This is a genomic window from Nocardia sp. NPDC058633 (assembly GCF_042717045.1).
Lineage (GTDB): Bacteria > Actinomycetota > Actinomycetes > Mycobacteriales > Mycobacteriaceae > Nocardia.
Genome location: NZ_JBHXRA010000001.1, coordinates 133,258 through 148,999 on the forward strand (window position 1 = coordinate 133,258; position 15,742 = coordinate 148,999).

Genomic DNA, 15,742 nt, shown 5'->3' on the forward strand with positions numbered 1-15,742 from the left:
GGAGGGATGTGGCTGTGATCGAAGTATGGGGCGAGCGAGTCGCGGTCCGCTATGCGGACGGACGGCTGGTGACGACGCCGCTGCGCGCAGACCACGAAATCGCGCTGGACGTCGGTGTCGCCGAGTTGGGCAGGATCGCGCTCGCCACCACCGAGGACGGGCAGATGGCGTTGCTGCTGTTCTTCCGGTCGGCACAGTTCGTGGTCAACGGCGCGCCGACCGACCGGCATCCGGTGCCGGTGTTCCTCGAGACCGGCTTACGCGAGCAGGCGCAGGCGCTGATCAGGGCCGTGGAACGCGACCTCGTCAGCTTGCGCAGGGTGTTCCCGCCGAGGCCGAATCTGGTTCCGCCGCAACCCGTTCAGGGTTCGAACGGTCGACAGCGCCCCGACGTCACGGCCGCAGCGCGGCGAATGCGGCACGCGGGCAACTCCTTACGCGAGATCGACATCCTGCACGGCTGTGCCCGCGCCGACGAGTACGTCCTCGAACTGGCCCAGGCGGGCCACGAAGGCGCTCCGGGCCTGGTCGCGATCACCACGCTGCGCCTGCTGTTCGTCTCCGCGTGGGCGGTCTACGAATTCCCGGTCTCGGTGCTCACCGATGCCGAAGTCCGCACGCCGCCCGGGCAGCTCGCGACCCTGCGGATTTCGGGTGCGGGCACCGACCTCGACTTCGTCGACTGGGAGCCCGCCGACTTCATCCGCGTCACCGAGGCCGTGCGTCTCGCCTGCGAGATCGAGCACGTCGACGGATCCATCACCCAGTCCACGCCCAACTCCGCCGACCTCTTCGGCGAATGGCAACTGCTGGTGGAACGTCGCAAACTCGGAATGGTCGACGACGAACCGTTCCGCCGTCAAGCCGTCGGCATCATGCTGACGATGCCGGGCTGAACACCGGCGCACCCGGATGCAGGGCCACCCGCCGCCACGGGCTCGACGGCCGAAGGTGCAGCCCCGCGATCATCCGCCTGCGTTCGGCCACTTGGCTTTTCGCGGCCGACAGGTCCTGGGTGGCCGCCCAGAAGATCGCCCCCGTGAGGAACCCGTCGCCGAACTGCCGCCAGTTGCGATAGTGCTGACGCGCCCGGTCCAGCCCGGTCAGCATGTGGTCCCATGCCTCGTCCTCGGTCAGATAGCCCGCCGTGCACGCGGCGCGAGCGATGAACACCAACCGCGCCAGATCCCATGCCGTGGCATCGATCTGCAACGGCGTCGGCAGGCTGTCGGTGATGCCGAGCTTGATGGCTTGCAGCCACGCGTCGTAGTCGCGATCGATCCCGGCGGGCCCGCGGTAGCCGCGGAAACCCGAGAGCGTGTGCAGGAATTCGCGATGCTCATCGGCCAACCCGGACCGGTCGACCCGCCCGGTATCGGTCGCGGCCATGACGGCGAGCGGATGGACGAGTTCGAACAGCGGCGCGTGCATCCCGGCCAGCAGTCGTCGCACGGTGTCGTGCGCGTCCTCGGCATTGTCGACACCCCACGACTCGTGCAGTCCCTCGATCGCGGTCTCGCGCCGCGTCGACGAGCTGTCGGGCTCCTCCGGCACAAACGCGACCCCATCGCACTGCGCACCCCAACTGCGCCCGTAATACGCGCCGACGGCCAGCGCCCGGATCCGGTCGTCGTCGACGGCCGCGCCCGACCAGACGTCGGGCTCGATATCGATGTCCGCGCCGGGAAACCCCGCCACCCGCGGCCGCCCATCCCGCACTGATGCTGTCGATTGCATATGGCACCCCTCCGCCGAGCGAACGTCGTGCCGCCAGATCTTACGGTGGGTCGGTATTCGGATCCGTTCGCGGTGGGTGGGGTGGACGGGTCGGCTCGGACCGCCGGGTCCAGCCCATCAGGGTCGTCTGTCGGTGGGCAGGGCTACCGTCGAAGTGTGGCGGAATATCGGGAGCGCGAATCGCAGCTGGGCCGAGCGGTGGTCTGGGCGCGGACCATGCCCGCTCGATCGGGGCCCGTCACGGTGTTTCCCGACGGCTGCATGGACCTGATCTGGACCGAGGGCGCCCTGATGGTGGCGGGCCCGGACAATCGCGCGTTCTCGGCTGCGGCGGCGCGTGCGCGCGAATACGTCGGCATCAGGTTCGCGCCCGGAACCGCGCCGACCTTGCTCGGGATTCCGGCGGTCGAGTTGCTGAACCAGCGCGTCGATTTGGCCGAGATAGCACCGTCGCGCACCGCCCGCGAACTCGTCGACCGCATCGACAACGCGCCCGACCGCGTGGCGGCCTTGGAAGCGGTCGCATTACGATTCGCCGCCGACAGCGGCCCCGCCGATCCGGCGCTCACCGCGGTCGTCGACTCCCTGGCTGCGGGCGCCACGATCGCCCGAACCGCCGCCCAGACGGGCATGTCGGCTCGGATGCTGCACCGACGCTCCCTGTTCGCCTTCGGCTACGGACCCAAGATGTTGGCCCGTATTCTGCGTTTTCAACGTGCGTTGGCGGCGCTTCGCACGGGAATTCCCGCCGCGCAGATCGCTGCGGTGACCGGTTACGCCGACCAGGCGCACCTGTCGCGGGAGGTTCGTGACCTGGCCGGATGTTCGGTACGCACCCTGCAGAAACCCTGATCGGGCGGCTGCCCGCCCGGAAAGTCTCATTCGGCACAGCGGGACGGAAGGTTTAGGCTCACTAGTGCACGCCCCGTCGCAAGTGCTCGATCCGAACACCGACGAGAGGATGTGACCCGATGATCGACGAAACCGTGTACTCCACGCTCCGTATCGAGGCAGAACGAGACGAAATCCGCCGGCTTGTCGTCGGCGCGGTCATCGTCAGCCATCATCGAGTGCTCATCCTGCGCCGTCGACGATCGGACTTCCTCGGCGGCCGGTGGGAGTTGCCCAGCGGCGTCGTCGAGCCGGGTGAGGCACTCGACGAAGCGCTGGCCCGTGAAGTCGCGGAGGAAACCGGACTGCAGGTCACCGGAATCAGCGACTACCTCGGCGATTTCGACTACCTCACCGGCGAAGGCGCCCGCACCAGGCAGTTCACCTTCGTCGCCGATGTGGACGCGACAGGACCGGTGACGCTCACCGACCACGACGCGCACCTGTGGACCAGGCTCAGCGGAGAACCCCCGGTCAGCGACGAGGTCCGCGAGTTGCTCGGTCGCTACGAGCAGCGACAGCGCAACCCGCACGACTGGTCGGCCTACTCGGGCGACAACGGCGCGTAGAGGTCGATCCCGTGCCCGTCGGGGTCGGCGAGCGAGGCGTAACGCTGACCCCAGAAGGCATCCCACGGCGGGAGTTCGCCGTGATGGCCGGCGTCGACGAGTTCGGCGTAGAGCTTGTCGACCTCGGCCGGATCGGCACAGCGGAACGCGAGACTGCTGCGCCCGGGTCCGCTCGGCGGCTGCCAGTCGGTGGTGAAGGAGGCGATCGTCGCCTCGGTGTCCAGCGCCAGCCGCATGCCACCGCCGATCACGGCCTCGGCGTGGCCCTCGGATTCGGAGCCGTCCGGGAAGACCAGGCCCAACCTGCGGTAGAAGGCCAACGAAGCGGCCATATCGGAAACAACAACGGACACGACATCGAGCTGTGGAGTCATATTCGCAGCGTAAACACCCCGGCGCTGTGCGTCTTGAACGAATCGGACGTTCAGCGCGCGGGCACCGGCACCAGTTCCGCGATCAGATTGCCGATCAGGATCTGCAGGTGGTCGCGAATACTGCGGACCACCTCGATCGGCTGCCCGGCCGGATCCGAGAGCACCCAGTCGCGGTAGCTGATCCCGGGGAAGTACGGACACGCCTCGCCGCACCCCATCGTGACCACCACATCGGAGAGCCCGACCACATCATCGGTGAGCGACTTGGGCCGCTCGCCGGAAATATCTATCCCGATCTCGGCCATGGCCAGCACGGCGGTGGGGTTCAACGCTGCCGCGGGTTCGCTGCCCGCGGTGCGTACCTCGATCCGGTCACCGGCCATGGCACGCAGGAATCCCGCCGCCATCTGTGATCGGCCCGCATTGTGGACGCAGACGAACAGCACGGTGGGTGTGTGGGCCATGGTCGCCCTTTCGGCGCAGGGGCGAAGTGCTTGTGGCGCTTCGGATATCACCCGCCATCATTCCATCAGGGCGCGGTGTCGGGGGCGGTGCGGGTGAACCGGCGACTTTGTTGTCCGAGCAGTGTCCGCCCCGCCGCGGCTTCAGTCGAGTGCGCCGAGCACCCGGTGCACGTAGTCGTTGGCGAACACACCGGTGGGGTCGAAGCGTCGTCGGACCGCGGTGAAGCGGTCCCATTCGGGGTAGCGCGAACGCAGTGTCTCGGCGGTCTGGAAGTGGCGTTTGCCCCAGTGTGGCCTGCCGTCGTAGGCGTCGAACACCGCTTCGCACGCGCGGAAGTACGCCTCCCAGGCCATGCCCTGATACTGGTGCACCGCGATGTAGCAGGTGTCGCGACCGCTCGCGGGGGACAGGAAGGCGTCATCGGCGGCGACCCAGCGCACCTCGATCGGCATCGGCGTACCGAATCGTTGTCCCAGTGCCAGGATCGCGCGAATCGCCTCGGCCGCGTGCGCGCGCGGGATCGCGTATTCCATCTCGTTGAACTTCACCAGCCGGGGGGTGGCGAACACGCGGTAGGAACGGTCGACCTGCCGGTTGTAGCTGCCGGCCAGGGTGGCGGCGCGGTGAATCATGGGGATGGCGGCCGGAATTCGGCGGCCCAGCCTGCACATGCCGTCGTAGACGTGGTTGGCGATCAGGATGTCGTTGAGCCACTCGCTCGCCTTGCCACGCGGTTGTTCCGGCGCCTCGGTGCGATTGATGGCCTTGGTCATCGCCGTGTTGCTGTGCGGGAAGGCGAAGAACTCGAAATGATCACTGCCGTCGGCGAATTCGTCGATGTCGGCAAGCACCTCGTCCAGTGTCATCGGGCGCTCGACGCACTCGAGCACGAACGACGGCTCGAGCTGCAGGGTGGCCGCGGTGACGATGCCGAGCGCGCCGATGCTGACCCGGGCCGCCTTCCAGCCGTCGGGATCGGTCTGCTCGTCGAGCTCCACCAGGCTGCCGTCGGCGCGGAGTACCTCCACCGCGTGCAATGCCGCGGAGATATTGCGCAGCCGGGCACCGGTTCCGTGGGTGGCGGTGGCGGTCGCGCCCGCGAGGGATTGCGTATCGATGTCACCGAGATTGGGAAAGGCCAGTCCGTGCGCGTGCAGTAGCGGGCTCGCCGCGTGCAGCGAGATCCCGGCTTCCACCCGCACGCGCCCGGTGTCGGTATCGACGTCGAGAACCTTGTCCAGGCCACTGAGATCGACCAGCGTGCCGTCGGTGAGCACGGCGTCGGTGAACGAGTGCCCCGCCCCGGCGACACGCACGGTCCGTCCCGCGGCGGCGGCATCGGCCACGATCGTGGCCAGTTCCTCGACGTCACGCGGCGCGGCGACGATGGCGGGTGTGCAGCGCTGCTCGCCTGCCCAGTTCACCCAGGTGCTCTTGGTCATGTGTCCAACTGTAGAGGATGCGCTGTGACGCGCGCTACTTCTCGGACAGGTTTCGGCTCAGCGACGACGGCCGAGGCAGCCTGCGGCCTTGGCCTGCTCGACCTGCTCGTCCGACATCGGCGCGACCAGCAGCGGCCTGCGCGGCACCGCGTCGGTGCGGACCCCGTTGAGCGCGATGGCCATATAACGCTGCCACACTTCGGAATTCACGGGTGCGGCGAACTCGGCGATGGAATTGACCATGTGGATCAGCGCGAAGAAGTCGGAGGTGGCGACATCGGGGTCCACCGCGCCCGCCTCGCGCGCGCGATCGATGATCCCCGTGACCGACGGGTGGATCCGATCGCGCAGCTCGGCGAAACGGGCCGGATCTTCCTCCAGCTCGAGCATCACCTCGCCGAACCCGCGGTTGGTCGCCAGGTGTTTGCACGCGCTCTCGAAGAATTCGACGAGCCCGAGCCAGGCGTCCGGATTGCCCATTGCCTCCTCGGCGGCGTCGGCGAAGTCCTTCACGTGCTGATCGAAGACCTCGGCGATGAGTTCCTTCTTGTTCGCGAAGCGTCGGTACACGGTGCCGACGCCGACACCGGCGCGCTCGGCGACATCGTCGAGGGTGATCTCGAGGCCGTGATCGGCGAACAGTTCACGGGCGGCCGCGACGATGCGTTGCTGATTGCGCGCGGCGTCGGCGCGCAGTCTGCGAGGGGGTGTGGCAGTCGTCGTGGCGTGATTCACAGGGGCATCCTAACAATCCGGGGATTAAGTGGAGGTCGTTTCTCCGTTAATCTGGTAGCTTCGAATGAAGTGGAGGCGGTATCTCCGATTATGCCACCCAGAAACCACACGCAGCCTTTCAAGGGGAGTTATGACCACCACACTCGACACCGGGCCGAAGAGCTCGGCGGATAGCGGGCGTCGCGGCTCGCACGCGCTGCGCTGGTGGGTGCTCGCCGTGCTCGGCATCGCCCAGCTGATGGTCGTGCTCGATGCGACGATCGTGAACATCGCCCTGCCCGCCGCGCAGGCCGACCTCGGGTTCGGTGACGGTGACCGGCAGTGGGTCATCACCGGTTACGCCCTCGCCTTCGGCAGCCTCCTGCTGCTCGGCGGCAGGCTCAGCGACCTGTTCGGTCGGCGCAACACCTTCATCGTCGGCCTGGTCGGCTTCGCGGTGGCCTCGGCCGTCGGCGGCGCGGCCACCAGCTTCGAGATGCTGGTCGCGGCCCGCGTCGGCCAGGGCGTGTTCGGTGCGCTGCTCGCGCCCGCCGCGCTCTCGCTGCTCACGGTCACCTTCACCGAACCCAAGGAACGGGCGAAGGCATTCGGCATCTTCGGTGCCGTGGCCGGTACCGGTGGCGCGATCGGCCTGCTCCTCGGCGGCGTGCTCACCGAATGGGCGTCGTGGCGCTGGGCGATGTATGTGAACCTGATCTTCGCCGCCGTCGCGCTCGTCGGTGCCGTGTTGCTGCTCGCCAAGCATGTCGCGACCTCGCGGCCCAAGCTCGATTGGACCGGCACCGTCGCCGTCACCGTCGCGCTGTTCGGCATCGTCTACGGCTTCTCCCACGCCGAGTCCAACGGCTGGAGCGACCCGACCACACTGGCCTTCCTGATCGGTGGCACCGTGCTGCTCGCGGCCTTCGTGTGGATCGAGACCAAGGTCGCCCACCCGCTGCTTCCGTTGCGCATCGTCGCCGACCGCACCCGTGGCGCGTCGTACCTGACCGTGTTCATCATGGGTATCGGCATGTTCGCGATCTTCCTGTTCCTCACCTACTACATGCAGCTGACCCTGGCGTACACGCCGATCGTGACCGGCCTGGCGTTCCTGCCGATGGTGGCGGGCATGGTGGCCTCCTCGACCACCGCGCCGTCGTTGCTGCTGCCGAAGGTCGGCGCCAAGGTCATCATCAGTGGCGGTTTCCTGGTCGCCGCGGCGGGCATGCTGTGGCTCACGCAGATCGGGCTGGACTCGGGGTACGTCACCCACATCCTGCCCGCGCTGGTATTGCTCGGTCTCGGCCTCGGTGGTGCGATGTCCGTCGCGTTCCAGGGTTCGACAGCGGGCGTGCAGCACGAGGACGCCGGCGTCGCCTCGGCGATGGTCAACACCAGCCAGCAGGTCGGTGGTTCCATCGGCACCGCGCTGCTCAGCACCATCGCGGCCTCGGCGATGACCGACTACGTGTCGTCGCATCAGCCGGGTCCGCTCACCGTGGCGCAGGGCGCGATCGAGAGCTACACCACCAGTTTCTGGTGGGCGACGGCCACTTTCGTACTCGGTGCGATCGTGATCGGCGTGCTCATGCCGAACACCGTGCCCGCTCCGGCCGAAGGCGAGCCGGTGCTGGCGCACTGATCCGCGACACCCGCGAGACGATGGCCCGAACCGACAATCGGTTCGGGCCATCGTCGTTCGATCGCGCGGTCTGCTGAAAGTTTGCTACGGCCGCACCGCTCGCCCGGGTGTCGGTGGGTCTCGATACGATGAGCAACGACCACCACACGGATCGGCCAACGGGAGGCGAACGCATGACAGCGCGGCCCCCGGCACTCGATCCGGCCGTCCTCGCGGCGATCTCGGTGGGCGGCGGGCTCGGCGCCACCGCCCGTTTCGGCGTCGGACACTGGTGGCCGGTACCCGCGGGCCGATTCCCCTGGTCGACGTTGACGGTGAATGTGCTCGGGTGCTTCGCGATCGGGGTGTTGATGGTCGTGGTCACCGAACTGTGGGCCGCACCGAAACTGGTCCGGCCGTTCCTGGGAATCGGTGTGCTGGGCGGCTTCACGACCTTCTCCACCTATAGCCTCGAGATTCGTGGACTCCTCGACACCGGTGCGACGGGCACGGCGGTGGCCTATCTCGCCGTGTCGGTGCTCGCGGCGCTCGGCGCCGTGGCGGTGGCCATGAGCGCCGCGCGGTGGGTGGCGCGGCGGGGGTGCGCGTGAATTCGACGACGGAAGGGTGCCATCCGATGGTCGAGATGTGGGCTCCCACACCGGGAGGAGTGGCATGACGGTGGTGCTGGTGATGGCCGGTGGCATGCTCGGCGCACCCGCCCGGTACCTGATCGACCGGCAGATGGCGGCGCGGTTCCCGACTGGGCTGCCATGGGGGACGCTAACCGTTAACATTGTCGGTTCGGCGTTGCTCGGGGGTCTGATCGGCGCGAGTGCGGGCAGTGCGCTGCTGGCATTCGCGGCAACCGGCTTCTGTGGTGCGCTGACCACGTTCAGCACGTTCGGTTACGAGACGATCCGTCTGGTAACCGAGGGCGCCTACGTGTATGCCGTGGGCAATGCCGTGATCAGCGTCGCGGCGAGCCTGGCCGCGGTGTATGCCGCCGCGTCCCTGACCCAGTGGTTGTGCGCATGATCCTCATGACCAGCCGCGCGCAGCCGACACGGAAGGGAACACCCACCATGGCCCACGATCGCGCCGGACGGCCTGCCCGCCCGACCGACCTGGTGGACATCGCCCACCTGGTCACCGCGTACTACAGCCTCGTCCCCGACCCGGACGAGCCGAGCCAGCAGGTGGTGTTCGGCACCTCGGGTCACCGTGGGTCCAGCGAGGACAGCGCGTTCAACGAGGCCCACATCATGGCGATGACCCAGGCGATCGTCGAATACCGCGCCACCCGCGACATCACCGGCCCGGTCTACCTCGCGCGCGACACCCATGCCTTGTCCGAACCCGCCTGGACCACCGCGCTCGAGGTCCTGGCAGGCAACGACGTCACGGCCGTGATCGACGCCCGCGGTCGCTACACCCCCACGCCCGCGCTGAGTCACGCTGTGCTGCGCCACAATCGAGGCGGCACGAAACATCAGGCCGACGGCATCGTGGTCACCCCGTCGCACAACCCTCCGCGCGACGGCGGCTTCAAATACAACCCACCCCACGGCGGCCCCGCCGACACCAAGGCCACCGACGCCATCGCCGCCCGTGCCAACGAACTGCTGCGCGGAGGTCTCGCCGAGGTCAAGCGCGTGTCGCTCGACCAGGCGATGAAGGCCCACGTGCAGCGCTACGACTACCTCGACCAGTACGTGTCCGACCTGCCGAACGCGTTGAACCTGGACGCGATTCGCGGCGCCGGCATTCGGATGGGCGCCGACCCGATGGGTGGCGCGAGCGTGGACTACTGGGAGGAGATCGGGCAGCGTTTCGATCTCGAGCTCGAGGTGGTCAACCCGTTCGTCGACCCCACCTGGCGTTTCATGACCCTCGACAGCGACGGCCAGATCCGGATGGATCCGTCCTCGCGCCACGCCATGGCGGCCCTGGTCGGCATCAAGGACGACTACGACATCTCCACCGGTAACGACGCCGACGCCGATCGGCACGGCATCGTCACCCCCGACGGTGGGCTGATGAACCCCAATCACTTCCTGGCCGTCGCGATCGAATACCTCGTCGCGAACCGGATGTGGTGGGACGCGCTCACCAAGATCGGCAAGACCGTCGTCACCTCCTCGATGGTCGACCGCGTGGTCGGCGTGCTCGGGCGCGACGTGTACGAGGTGCCGGTCGGGTTCAAGTGGTTCGTGCCCGGATTGTTCAGTGGCAGCTTGGCGTTCGGTGGTGAGGAGAGCGCGGGCGCGTCGTTCCTGCGAATGGACGGCACCGTGTGGACCACCGACAAGGACGGCATCCTGCTGTCGCTGCTCGCCGCCGAGATCGCCGCCGTCACCGGCCAGACCCCGTCGGCCAGGTACGGCGAACTCGAACGCCAGTACGGTAGCCCCGCCTATGCGCGAGTCGATGCCGCCGCTTCCAGCGAACAGAAAGCCAAGCTCGCCCGCCTGACTCCCGACGCTGTCACCGGCACCGAGATCGCCGGTGAGGAGATCACCGGCATCCTCACCACCGCGCGTGGCAACGGAGCGCCGCTGGGCGGGCTGAAGGTGACCACCGAGAACGCCTGGTTCGCCGCCCGCCCCTCGGGCACCGAGGACAAGTACAAGATCTACGCCGAATCGTTCCTCGGTCCTGAACATCTCACCCAGGTGCAGGCCGCGGCCGAGGAGATGGTGAACCAGGCGCTGGGCGAGTGAGCGCTCCGACCAAAGTTCGGCTACCCGTCGAGATCTGGGTTCTGATCGCGGCGGCGTTCGTGATCGCGTTGGGCTTCGGCCTCGTCGCGCCCGTGCTGCCGCAGTATGCCCGCGAATTCGGCGTCGGTATCGCCGCGGCCTCGGCGATCGTGAGCGCGTTCGCGTTGATGCGATTGTTGTTCGCGCCCGCCAGCGGTCGGCTCGTGCAGAAGCTGGGCGAGCGGCGGGTGTACCTGGCGGGCATCGTGATCGTCGCGGTGTCGACCGGGGCGTGTGCGCTGGCGCAGACGTATTGGCAACTGCTGGTGCTGCGTTCGCTCGGCGGCATCGGATCCACGATGTTCACGGTGTCGTCGATGGCGCTGATCATCCGGGTGTCACCGCCCGCCGCGCGCGGACGGGTTTCGGGGGTCTACTCGACCAGCTTCCTGATCGGCTCACTGGTCGGGCCGCTGGTCGGCAGCAGCTTGGCGAGTTTCGGGCTGCGTGCGCCGTTCCTCATCTACATGGCCGCGCTGCTCGTCGTGTGCGTGATCGTGTTCGCCGGGCTGCGTGAATCGCCGGTGCTCGCTCCCGAGAACGGGACGAAGTCCATCGAATTCACCTTCCGGCAAGGCTGGGCCGAGCCCGCGTATCGGGCGGTGCTGCTGTCGAGTTTCGCCGGCGGCATCGCGGTGTTCGGTGTGCGCATGGCGTTCGTGCCGTTGCTGGTGGTGGAGACCCTGCACCAGGAAGTCGGCATGGCGGGCGTCGCGCTGACGGTGTTCGCCGCGGGCAATGCGGCGGTGCTGTTCCTGTCGGGTCGGCTCTCGGACAAGTTCGGGCGCAAACCCTTCCTGATCACCGGGTCCGTCATCTGTGCGCTCGGCACCGGTGCGCTCGGGTTCGCGCCCGACATCGCGTGGTTTCTGGTGGCGTCGTTCATCGCGGGGCTGGGGTCGGGGATGTTCAGCCCCGTGCAGCAGGCGGCGCTGGCCGATGTGATCGGTTCGCGGGCTCGCGGCGGTCCGGTGCTGGCCGCGTTCCAGATGTCGGCCGATCTCGGCACCGTCCTCGGACCGATCGTCATCGGTTGGCTGGCCGAGCGCACCTCCTTCGGCGTGGGCATGGCGGTCACCGGTTCGATCCTGGCGGTGTCGGCCGCGGTCTGGCTGGTGACTCCCGAGCCCTCGCGGATCGTCCACCCCGAAGATCCCGAGCACCCCGATCACGCGGGCGACGGCATCGACCCGCAATGCAGCTGCGACGGCAGCCCCGACGGCGTGCCGGTGGTGCGTGACGGCATGGTTCCCACCGGTCGGCGCAGCGATTACGGGAAGCCGCAATAGCAGGTCAGCGCCATTTCGACATGCCCGGGCGGCGAGCCGCCGACGACTCGAGGCAGAGTGGACGGGTGAGCACAGCCGGTTCTTCGCACAATCCGCGCCCCGTTTCCAGCAACACCACCTACGCGCTGGCCGCGGTGGCGGTCGTCCTCATCGGACTGATCGTGTTCGCTGTCTACAAGTGGAGCGCGGAACCGCCGCCCGCCGTCCGCAACGAGGGCTACGGCCCCGTGCGTGAGGCCGCCGTGCAGGTCAGCACCACTCCCGAGGGCGTCATCCGCCTCGGCCGCCCCGACGCCCCGAAAACCGTCGACATCTTCGAAGATCCCATCTGCCCCGCCTGCGGCGCGATGGAAACCGCTTTCGGCCAGGAACTCGCCCAGAAGATCGACGAAGGCAAGCTCGCGGTGAACTACCACTTCGTCACCTTCCTCGACCCCCAGTCCAAGAGCAAGGACTACTCCACCCGGGCGACGGCGGCGAATCTCTGTGTCGCCCAAGCGGGTTCGGGACCCACCTACAGCAAGTTCCACGACGCTCTGTTCACCGAGAAGCAGCCCGAAGAAGGCGGCTCCGACCTGAGCAACCCCGCCCTGGCCAACCTCGCCACCGAATCCGGTGCCCCCGAATCGGTCGCCGCCTGCATCAACAACAGCACCCAGTCCGAGGCCGCCAAGACCGCCGCCGCGAAGAACCTCGCCGACCTCGACGCCCGCACCGGCAACAAGGCCGCCACCCCTTCGATCTACGACGGCACCACCAAGATCAACTGGCAGGACGAGAACTGGGTAGTGAACCTGGCCCCGTGAGCCCCGCGTGAGGTTCGGCACATCCTACCCCTGACCAGGCGATCCTTCCCGTCGCACAATGCGCGAGCACCCGTCCAGAGCCCCACATTTTCGCCGTCTACCAGCCGATTTGTTGTCTCTCAGACACATGGTGTAACTTCATTCAGGCAGCAGCGAGAGCCGCTGGAACAACTGAACACGGGGCTATGGCGCAGCTGGTAGCGCACCACACTGGCAGTGTGGGGGTCAGGGGTTCGAGTCCCCTTAGCTCCACCCAATAACCGCAGATGAGACCTGGTTTTCGAACCGGGTCTCTTTTGCGTTCTGGGCCGATGCGCCATCGGCCGGGAGAACAGTCGGTAAGACGGCCTTGCCGGTGCCGCCGAACATCACCGACTCCGCAGCGGTCAGCCCTCGTCGTAGACACGGTTGTAGGCCGAGGTCGTCATCCGCGGATCGTGTCCGTGCCACGCTGCGATCCCGGACGCCGGGATGCCCGCGTGCGGCATCAGGTATGCCGCGTGCAGTGGGTGCTTCGATGCCTGTCCAGCGAACTTTTGCGCCTGTTCTTGGGTCTACCGAGTTCGTCGGACACCTGGTCCGGCGGCCTTTTTGGTGCTTGCGCTCGGATTCGATGCGCTTGGATCGCCTCTACCTTCCGGTCCTCTGGGATCGGCTCAGGCCAGAACACCGTACCGACCAACACCGCGAGCGGGATCGCAACCGCGAGCAACAGGCCGCCGGTCACATGTCCGCCTGACATCCAGCCGGGAAGTACCGCCGGGGGCGGCGAGCGTAGGTTTCTGCCGCGCTCAGCCATGCGCCGATCGCATCGAGGTCGCCGAGGACAACCACGCGCCAGGGGCTCGCAAGTTGCCAGCCTTCCTGGTCGGGGGTGATAGTCATCGACCGGCGTGCAGCGCGTTCGGTCAGGTCGGCCAGCTGCGCTTTCATCGCGCTGGTCATGACGGCTGCTTGTTGGTCGGCCACGCGTCGAGCGCTTCCAAGATCTTTCGGATGACGCTCGGTGGTGCGACTTCGATCGGGTGCGGGCGCTTGTTTCTGGGTGTCCGCTGCGGGAGCATCGCGGCCTCCTGGGTGCTCTCTGGGTCCACTCCCGGCGAGGACACCTGGTTCACCCGCCTGGAGCATTTGGAGGTGACGGTATGGGGTTGCACAACCGCCCGAACAGGAACTTTCTCGAACTTGCTCCAACTGGTCTGGACAGGTGACAACCTGTGTGACACGGGGGGCGATGTGACAGTGCGGGAAAGCTCGCGCAAGTTCTCACCAGGGGGTAGCGATGCGCCTTACGTTCCTTGGCAACGGCGGCAGTGACTCGGGCGGATGCCCGACATTGTTCGCCACCGATGCCGACACCTACGCGGTGCAGGGATGGCAGACGGACTCACCGGAAACCATTGAAATCCCGCACCTGCTCCTAGGTTTCGCCCAACCAGATACCTACGTCGGGGTACCGATGACCGACACCGGCCGAGGGACGTTCACCCTGACCGGCCGACCGATCACCGACCCGGAAACGCTCGCACAGATGAACCTCGCCGCCGACGAGTCGGCTATCGAGGTCCCCAAGCTCGAAAGGACCTTCTACGGTGCGCTATCGGCCCAACGACGAGCCTGACCTCTGGCCCGGACTGTTCCGGGAAACCCAGCGGTCAGCGTTCCATTTCGAGTGCCGAGACGCCTATTTCGTCGCCGACGAGGACGAACGCCTGCGGGCGTTCCTCGCTGGTGAGCCAGCGCCCTACACCGCGACGCCGTGGCAGGCGCTCATGCGGGAAACCACCGAACGCGGTGTGAGCGTGAGTCGTGTTCGGATTGTCACGGTCCCACTGAGCGATTATCAGCGATGGTTGCTGTCGGTCACCGGCCACAACGTCGAAGCGGGTGAAGACATCCGGTACGTGCCACGTCACGCCGCCGGCGAGATCCCACCGGATGATGCGTGGCTGTTCGACGACGAGCGGATCGTCTACAACCTGACCGACGAAGGCGGAGCCCCGGCAGGCTTGGCGGTCACCACCGACCCGGCCGTGGTCGATCATTTCGTGACGACCCGTGACCGGCTGTGGAAGATGGCTGTTCCGTTCGGGGAGTTCGCCGGGTGACCAATCCGGCAGACGCGCGGGAAGCTCTCGGGGCCAGGCTCCGGGAGCTTCGCCGTACCGCAGGCATTACCGGCCGCGCCCTGGCCGACCTCGCTGGTTGGGGTGAGTCGAAGGTCTCGAAGATCGAGAACGGCCGACAGGCACCGTCATCCGACGACCTCCGCGCCTACTGCGTTCATACCGGTACCCCGGACCAGCTCGCCGACCTTCTCGCGACCCTGCACAACATCGAGACCGCGTATACCGAGTGGCGCAAGGTCCTGGGCACCGGCACACGCCGGCCGCAGAAGGCGAACATCCGCCTAGCCGAGTCGGCCGAGATGATCCGGATCTACCAACCGCAGATCGTCCCCGGTATTTTGCAAACAGCGGACTACGCGACTGCCGTTCTTCGCCGCTATGTCGAGTTCTATCGGACCCCCGACGACGTAGACCAGGGCGTCGCCGCCCGCATCGAACGCCAACAGCTCTTGTACTCGGGTCGACGGAAGTTTCACATCCTCATCGCCGAACAGGCACTACACACCACGGTCGGTGATGACGCGGTCATGGTCGGCCAACTGGACCGCCTGCTTGCCGTGGCGGGCTTGTCCAGGGTGCTGCTGGGCATCATCCCCGCGAGAGCCGAGATGCCGATACAGGCAACGAACTTCGTCCTGTTCGATCAGCGGCTCGTCACGGTCGAAGCGATCACCGCGGAACTGCGGGTGACCCAACCCCGCGAGATCCTGATCTACCTCCGCGCGTTCGACGCGCTCGCCCGCCAGGCCGCCACCGGGGAACTTGCCCGGGTGCTCATCCGCCGGGCGATGGAAACGCGGCTGTAGGTCGCGCCGCAGCCTCCTCGTGACCGACCAGACGACGACAGCCCGGAACCTTCACGATTCCGGAGATGTTCCGTGTTCGCGCACGGTAGCGCGCTGTCGGACTCCGCCCCTGTACCCCGCTCGATCCCTAGACC

18 protein-coding genes and 1 tRNA gene are annotated in these 15,742 nt (G+C 67.3%); 13 read left to right on the forward strand and 6 right to left on the reverse strand.

Annotation, left to right across the window (positions count from 1 at the left end; translation table 11 throughout):
* The first annotated feature begins 14 nt into the window (after positions 1-14).
* A complete protein-coding gene (locus tag ACFWUR_RS00580; protein WP_378899634.1) occupies positions 15-896 on the forward strand; it encodes a hypothetical protein in 882 nt (293 codons plus the stop codon).
* Here ACFWUR_RS00580 and ACFWUR_RS00585 read toward each other — a convergent pair.
* Positions 874-1,698 carry a DUF1266 domain-containing protein gene (locus ACFWUR_RS00585; RefSeq protein ID WP_378899637.1) on the reverse strand — a complete coding sequence of 275 codons (825 nt, stop codon included), beginning with the start codon at positions 1,696-1,698 and terminating at the stop codon, positions 874-876. The genes ACFWUR_RS00580 and ACFWUR_RS00585 overlap by 23 nt on opposite strands.
* Before the next feature lie 195 nt (positions 1,699-1,893).
* Here ACFWUR_RS00585 and ACFWUR_RS00590 point away from each other — a divergent pair, with 195 nt between their 5' ends.
* Both ACFWUR_RS00590 and ACFWUR_RS00595 read left to right on the forward strand, forming a co-directional pair.
* Complete coding sequence (locus ACFWUR_RS00590; RefSeq protein ID WP_378899640.1) at positions 1,894-2,589, forward strand: helix-turn-helix domain-containing protein; 696 nt, start codon at positions 1,894-1,896, stop codon at positions 2,587-2,589.
* 119 nt (positions 2,590-2,708) lie between these two features.
* Positions 2,709-3,197 (forward strand): NUDIX hydrolase, encoded by a 489-nt coding sequence (locus ACFWUR_RS00595; RefSeq protein WP_378899643.1) that lies wholly within the window; start codon positions 2,709-2,711, stop codon positions 3,195-3,197.
* Here the strand turns inward: ACFWUR_RS00595 and ACFWUR_RS00600 are convergent.
* From ACFWUR_RS00600 to ACFWUR_RS00615, 4 genes are all read right to left on the reverse strand, one after another.
* A complete protein-coding gene (locus ACFWUR_RS00600) occupies positions 3,173-3,571 on the reverse strand; it encodes a VOC family protein (protein ID WP_378899646.1) in 399 nt (132 codons plus the stop codon). The two genes, ACFWUR_RS00595 and ACFWUR_RS00600, sit on opposite strands and share 25 nt — an antisense overlap.
* Positions 3,572-3,621: 50 nt before the next feature.
* Positions 3,622-4,035: an arsenate reductase ArsC gene (locus tag ACFWUR_RS00605; protein ID WP_378899649.1), complete on the reverse strand. Its 414-nt coding sequence runs from the start codon at positions 4,033-4,035 to the stop codon at positions 3,622-3,624.
* Between the two features lie 141 nt (positions 4,036-4,176).
* A complete protein-coding gene (locus ACFWUR_RS00610) occupies positions 4,177-5,478 on the reverse strand; it encodes a D-arabinono-1,4-lactone oxidase (protein WP_378899652.1) in 1,302 nt (433 codons plus the stop codon).
* A gap of 57 nt (positions 5,479-5,535) precedes the next feature.
* Complete coding sequence (locus tag ACFWUR_RS00615) at positions 5,536-6,213, reverse strand: TetR/AcrR family transcriptional regulator (protein ID WP_378899655.1); 678 nt, start codon at positions 6,211-6,213, stop codon at positions 5,536-5,538.
* Positions 6,214-6,343: 130 nt separating this feature from the next.
* Between ACFWUR_RS00615 and ACFWUR_RS00620 the strand changes: the two genes are divergently transcribed.
* From ACFWUR_RS00620 to ACFWUR_RS00650, 7 genes are all read left to right on the forward strand, one after another.
* Entirely contained in the window at positions 6,344-7,837 is a 1,494-nt protein-coding gene (locus tag ACFWUR_RS00620) for an MFS transporter (protein WP_378899658.1), read from the forward strand.
* 173 nt (positions 7,838-8,010) lie between these two features.
* Positions 8,011-8,427, forward strand: coding sequence for a fluoride efflux transporter CrcB (gene crcB, locus ACFWUR_RS00625; protein WP_378899661.1), 417 nt, complete (start codon positions 8,011-8,013; stop codon positions 8,425-8,427).
* Positions 8,428-8,491: 64 nt separating this feature from the next.
* Positions 8,492-8,854, forward strand: coding sequence for a fluoride efflux transporter CrcB (gene crcB, locus ACFWUR_RS00630; protein WP_378899664.1), 363 nt, complete (start codon positions 8,492-8,494; stop codon positions 8,852-8,854).
* A gap of 47 nt (positions 8,855-8,901) precedes the next feature.
* On the forward strand, positions 8,902-10,539 hold the full coding sequence (gene pgm / locus ACFWUR_RS00635; protein ID WP_378899668.1) for a phosphoglucomutase (alpha-D-glucose-1,6-bisphosphate-dependent): 1,638 nt from the start codon (positions 8,902-8,904) through the stop codon (positions 10,537-10,539).
* Positions 10,536-11,867: an MFS transporter gene (locus tag ACFWUR_RS00640; protein ID WP_378899671.1), complete on the forward strand. Its 1,332-nt coding sequence runs from the start codon at positions 10,536-10,538 to the stop codon at positions 11,865-11,867. The genes pgm and ACFWUR_RS00640 overlap by 4 nt, the downstream gene beginning before the upstream one ends.
* Positions 11,868-11,932: 65 nt before the next feature.
* The gene (locus tag ACFWUR_RS00645) at positions 11,933-12,673 is read left to right on the forward strand and encodes a DsbA family protein (RefSeq protein ID WP_378899673.1); all 741 of its coding nucleotides are present in this window, start codon (positions 11,933-11,935) and stop codon (positions 12,671-12,673) included.
* 179 nt (positions 12,674-12,852) lie between these two features.
* A tRNA-Ala gene (locus ACFWUR_RS00650) sits at positions 12,853-12,925 on the forward strand.
* A 471-nt stretch (positions 12,926-13,396) separates the two neighbouring features.
* On the opposite strand, the gene ACFWUR_RS00655 is transcribed toward ACFWUR_RS00650, so the two are convergent.
* Positions 13,397-13,618 carry a hypothetical protein gene (locus ACFWUR_RS00655; RefSeq protein WP_378899676.1) on the reverse strand — a complete coding sequence of 74 codons (222 nt, stop codon included), beginning with the start codon at positions 13,616-13,618 and terminating at the stop codon, positions 13,397-13,399.
* Positions 13,619-13,955: 337 nt separating this feature from the next.
* Here ACFWUR_RS00655 and ACFWUR_RS00660 point away from each other — a divergent pair, with 337 nt between their 5' ends.
* From ACFWUR_RS00660 to ACFWUR_RS00670, 3 genes are read left to right on the forward strand one after another with little or no spacing between them, the layout of a single operon-like run.
* On the forward strand, positions 13,956-14,294 hold the full coding sequence (locus ACFWUR_RS00660; RefSeq protein WP_378899679.1) for a hypothetical protein: 339 nt from the start codon (positions 13,956-13,958) through the stop codon (positions 14,292-14,294).
* Positions 14,266-14,781 (forward strand): DUF6879 family protein, encoded by a 516-nt coding sequence (locus ACFWUR_RS00665; RefSeq protein ID WP_378899681.1) that lies wholly within the window; start codon positions 14,266-14,268, stop codon positions 14,779-14,781. The genes ACFWUR_RS00660 and ACFWUR_RS00665 overlap by 29 nt, the downstream gene beginning before the upstream one ends.
* Positions 14,778-15,608: a helix-turn-helix domain-containing protein gene (locus tag ACFWUR_RS00670; protein WP_378899684.1), complete on the forward strand. Its 831-nt coding sequence runs from the start codon at positions 14,778-14,780 to the stop codon at positions 15,606-15,608. The genes ACFWUR_RS00665 and ACFWUR_RS00670 overlap by 4 nt, the downstream gene beginning before the upstream one ends.
* Positions 15,609-15,742: the final 134 nt, after the last annotated feature.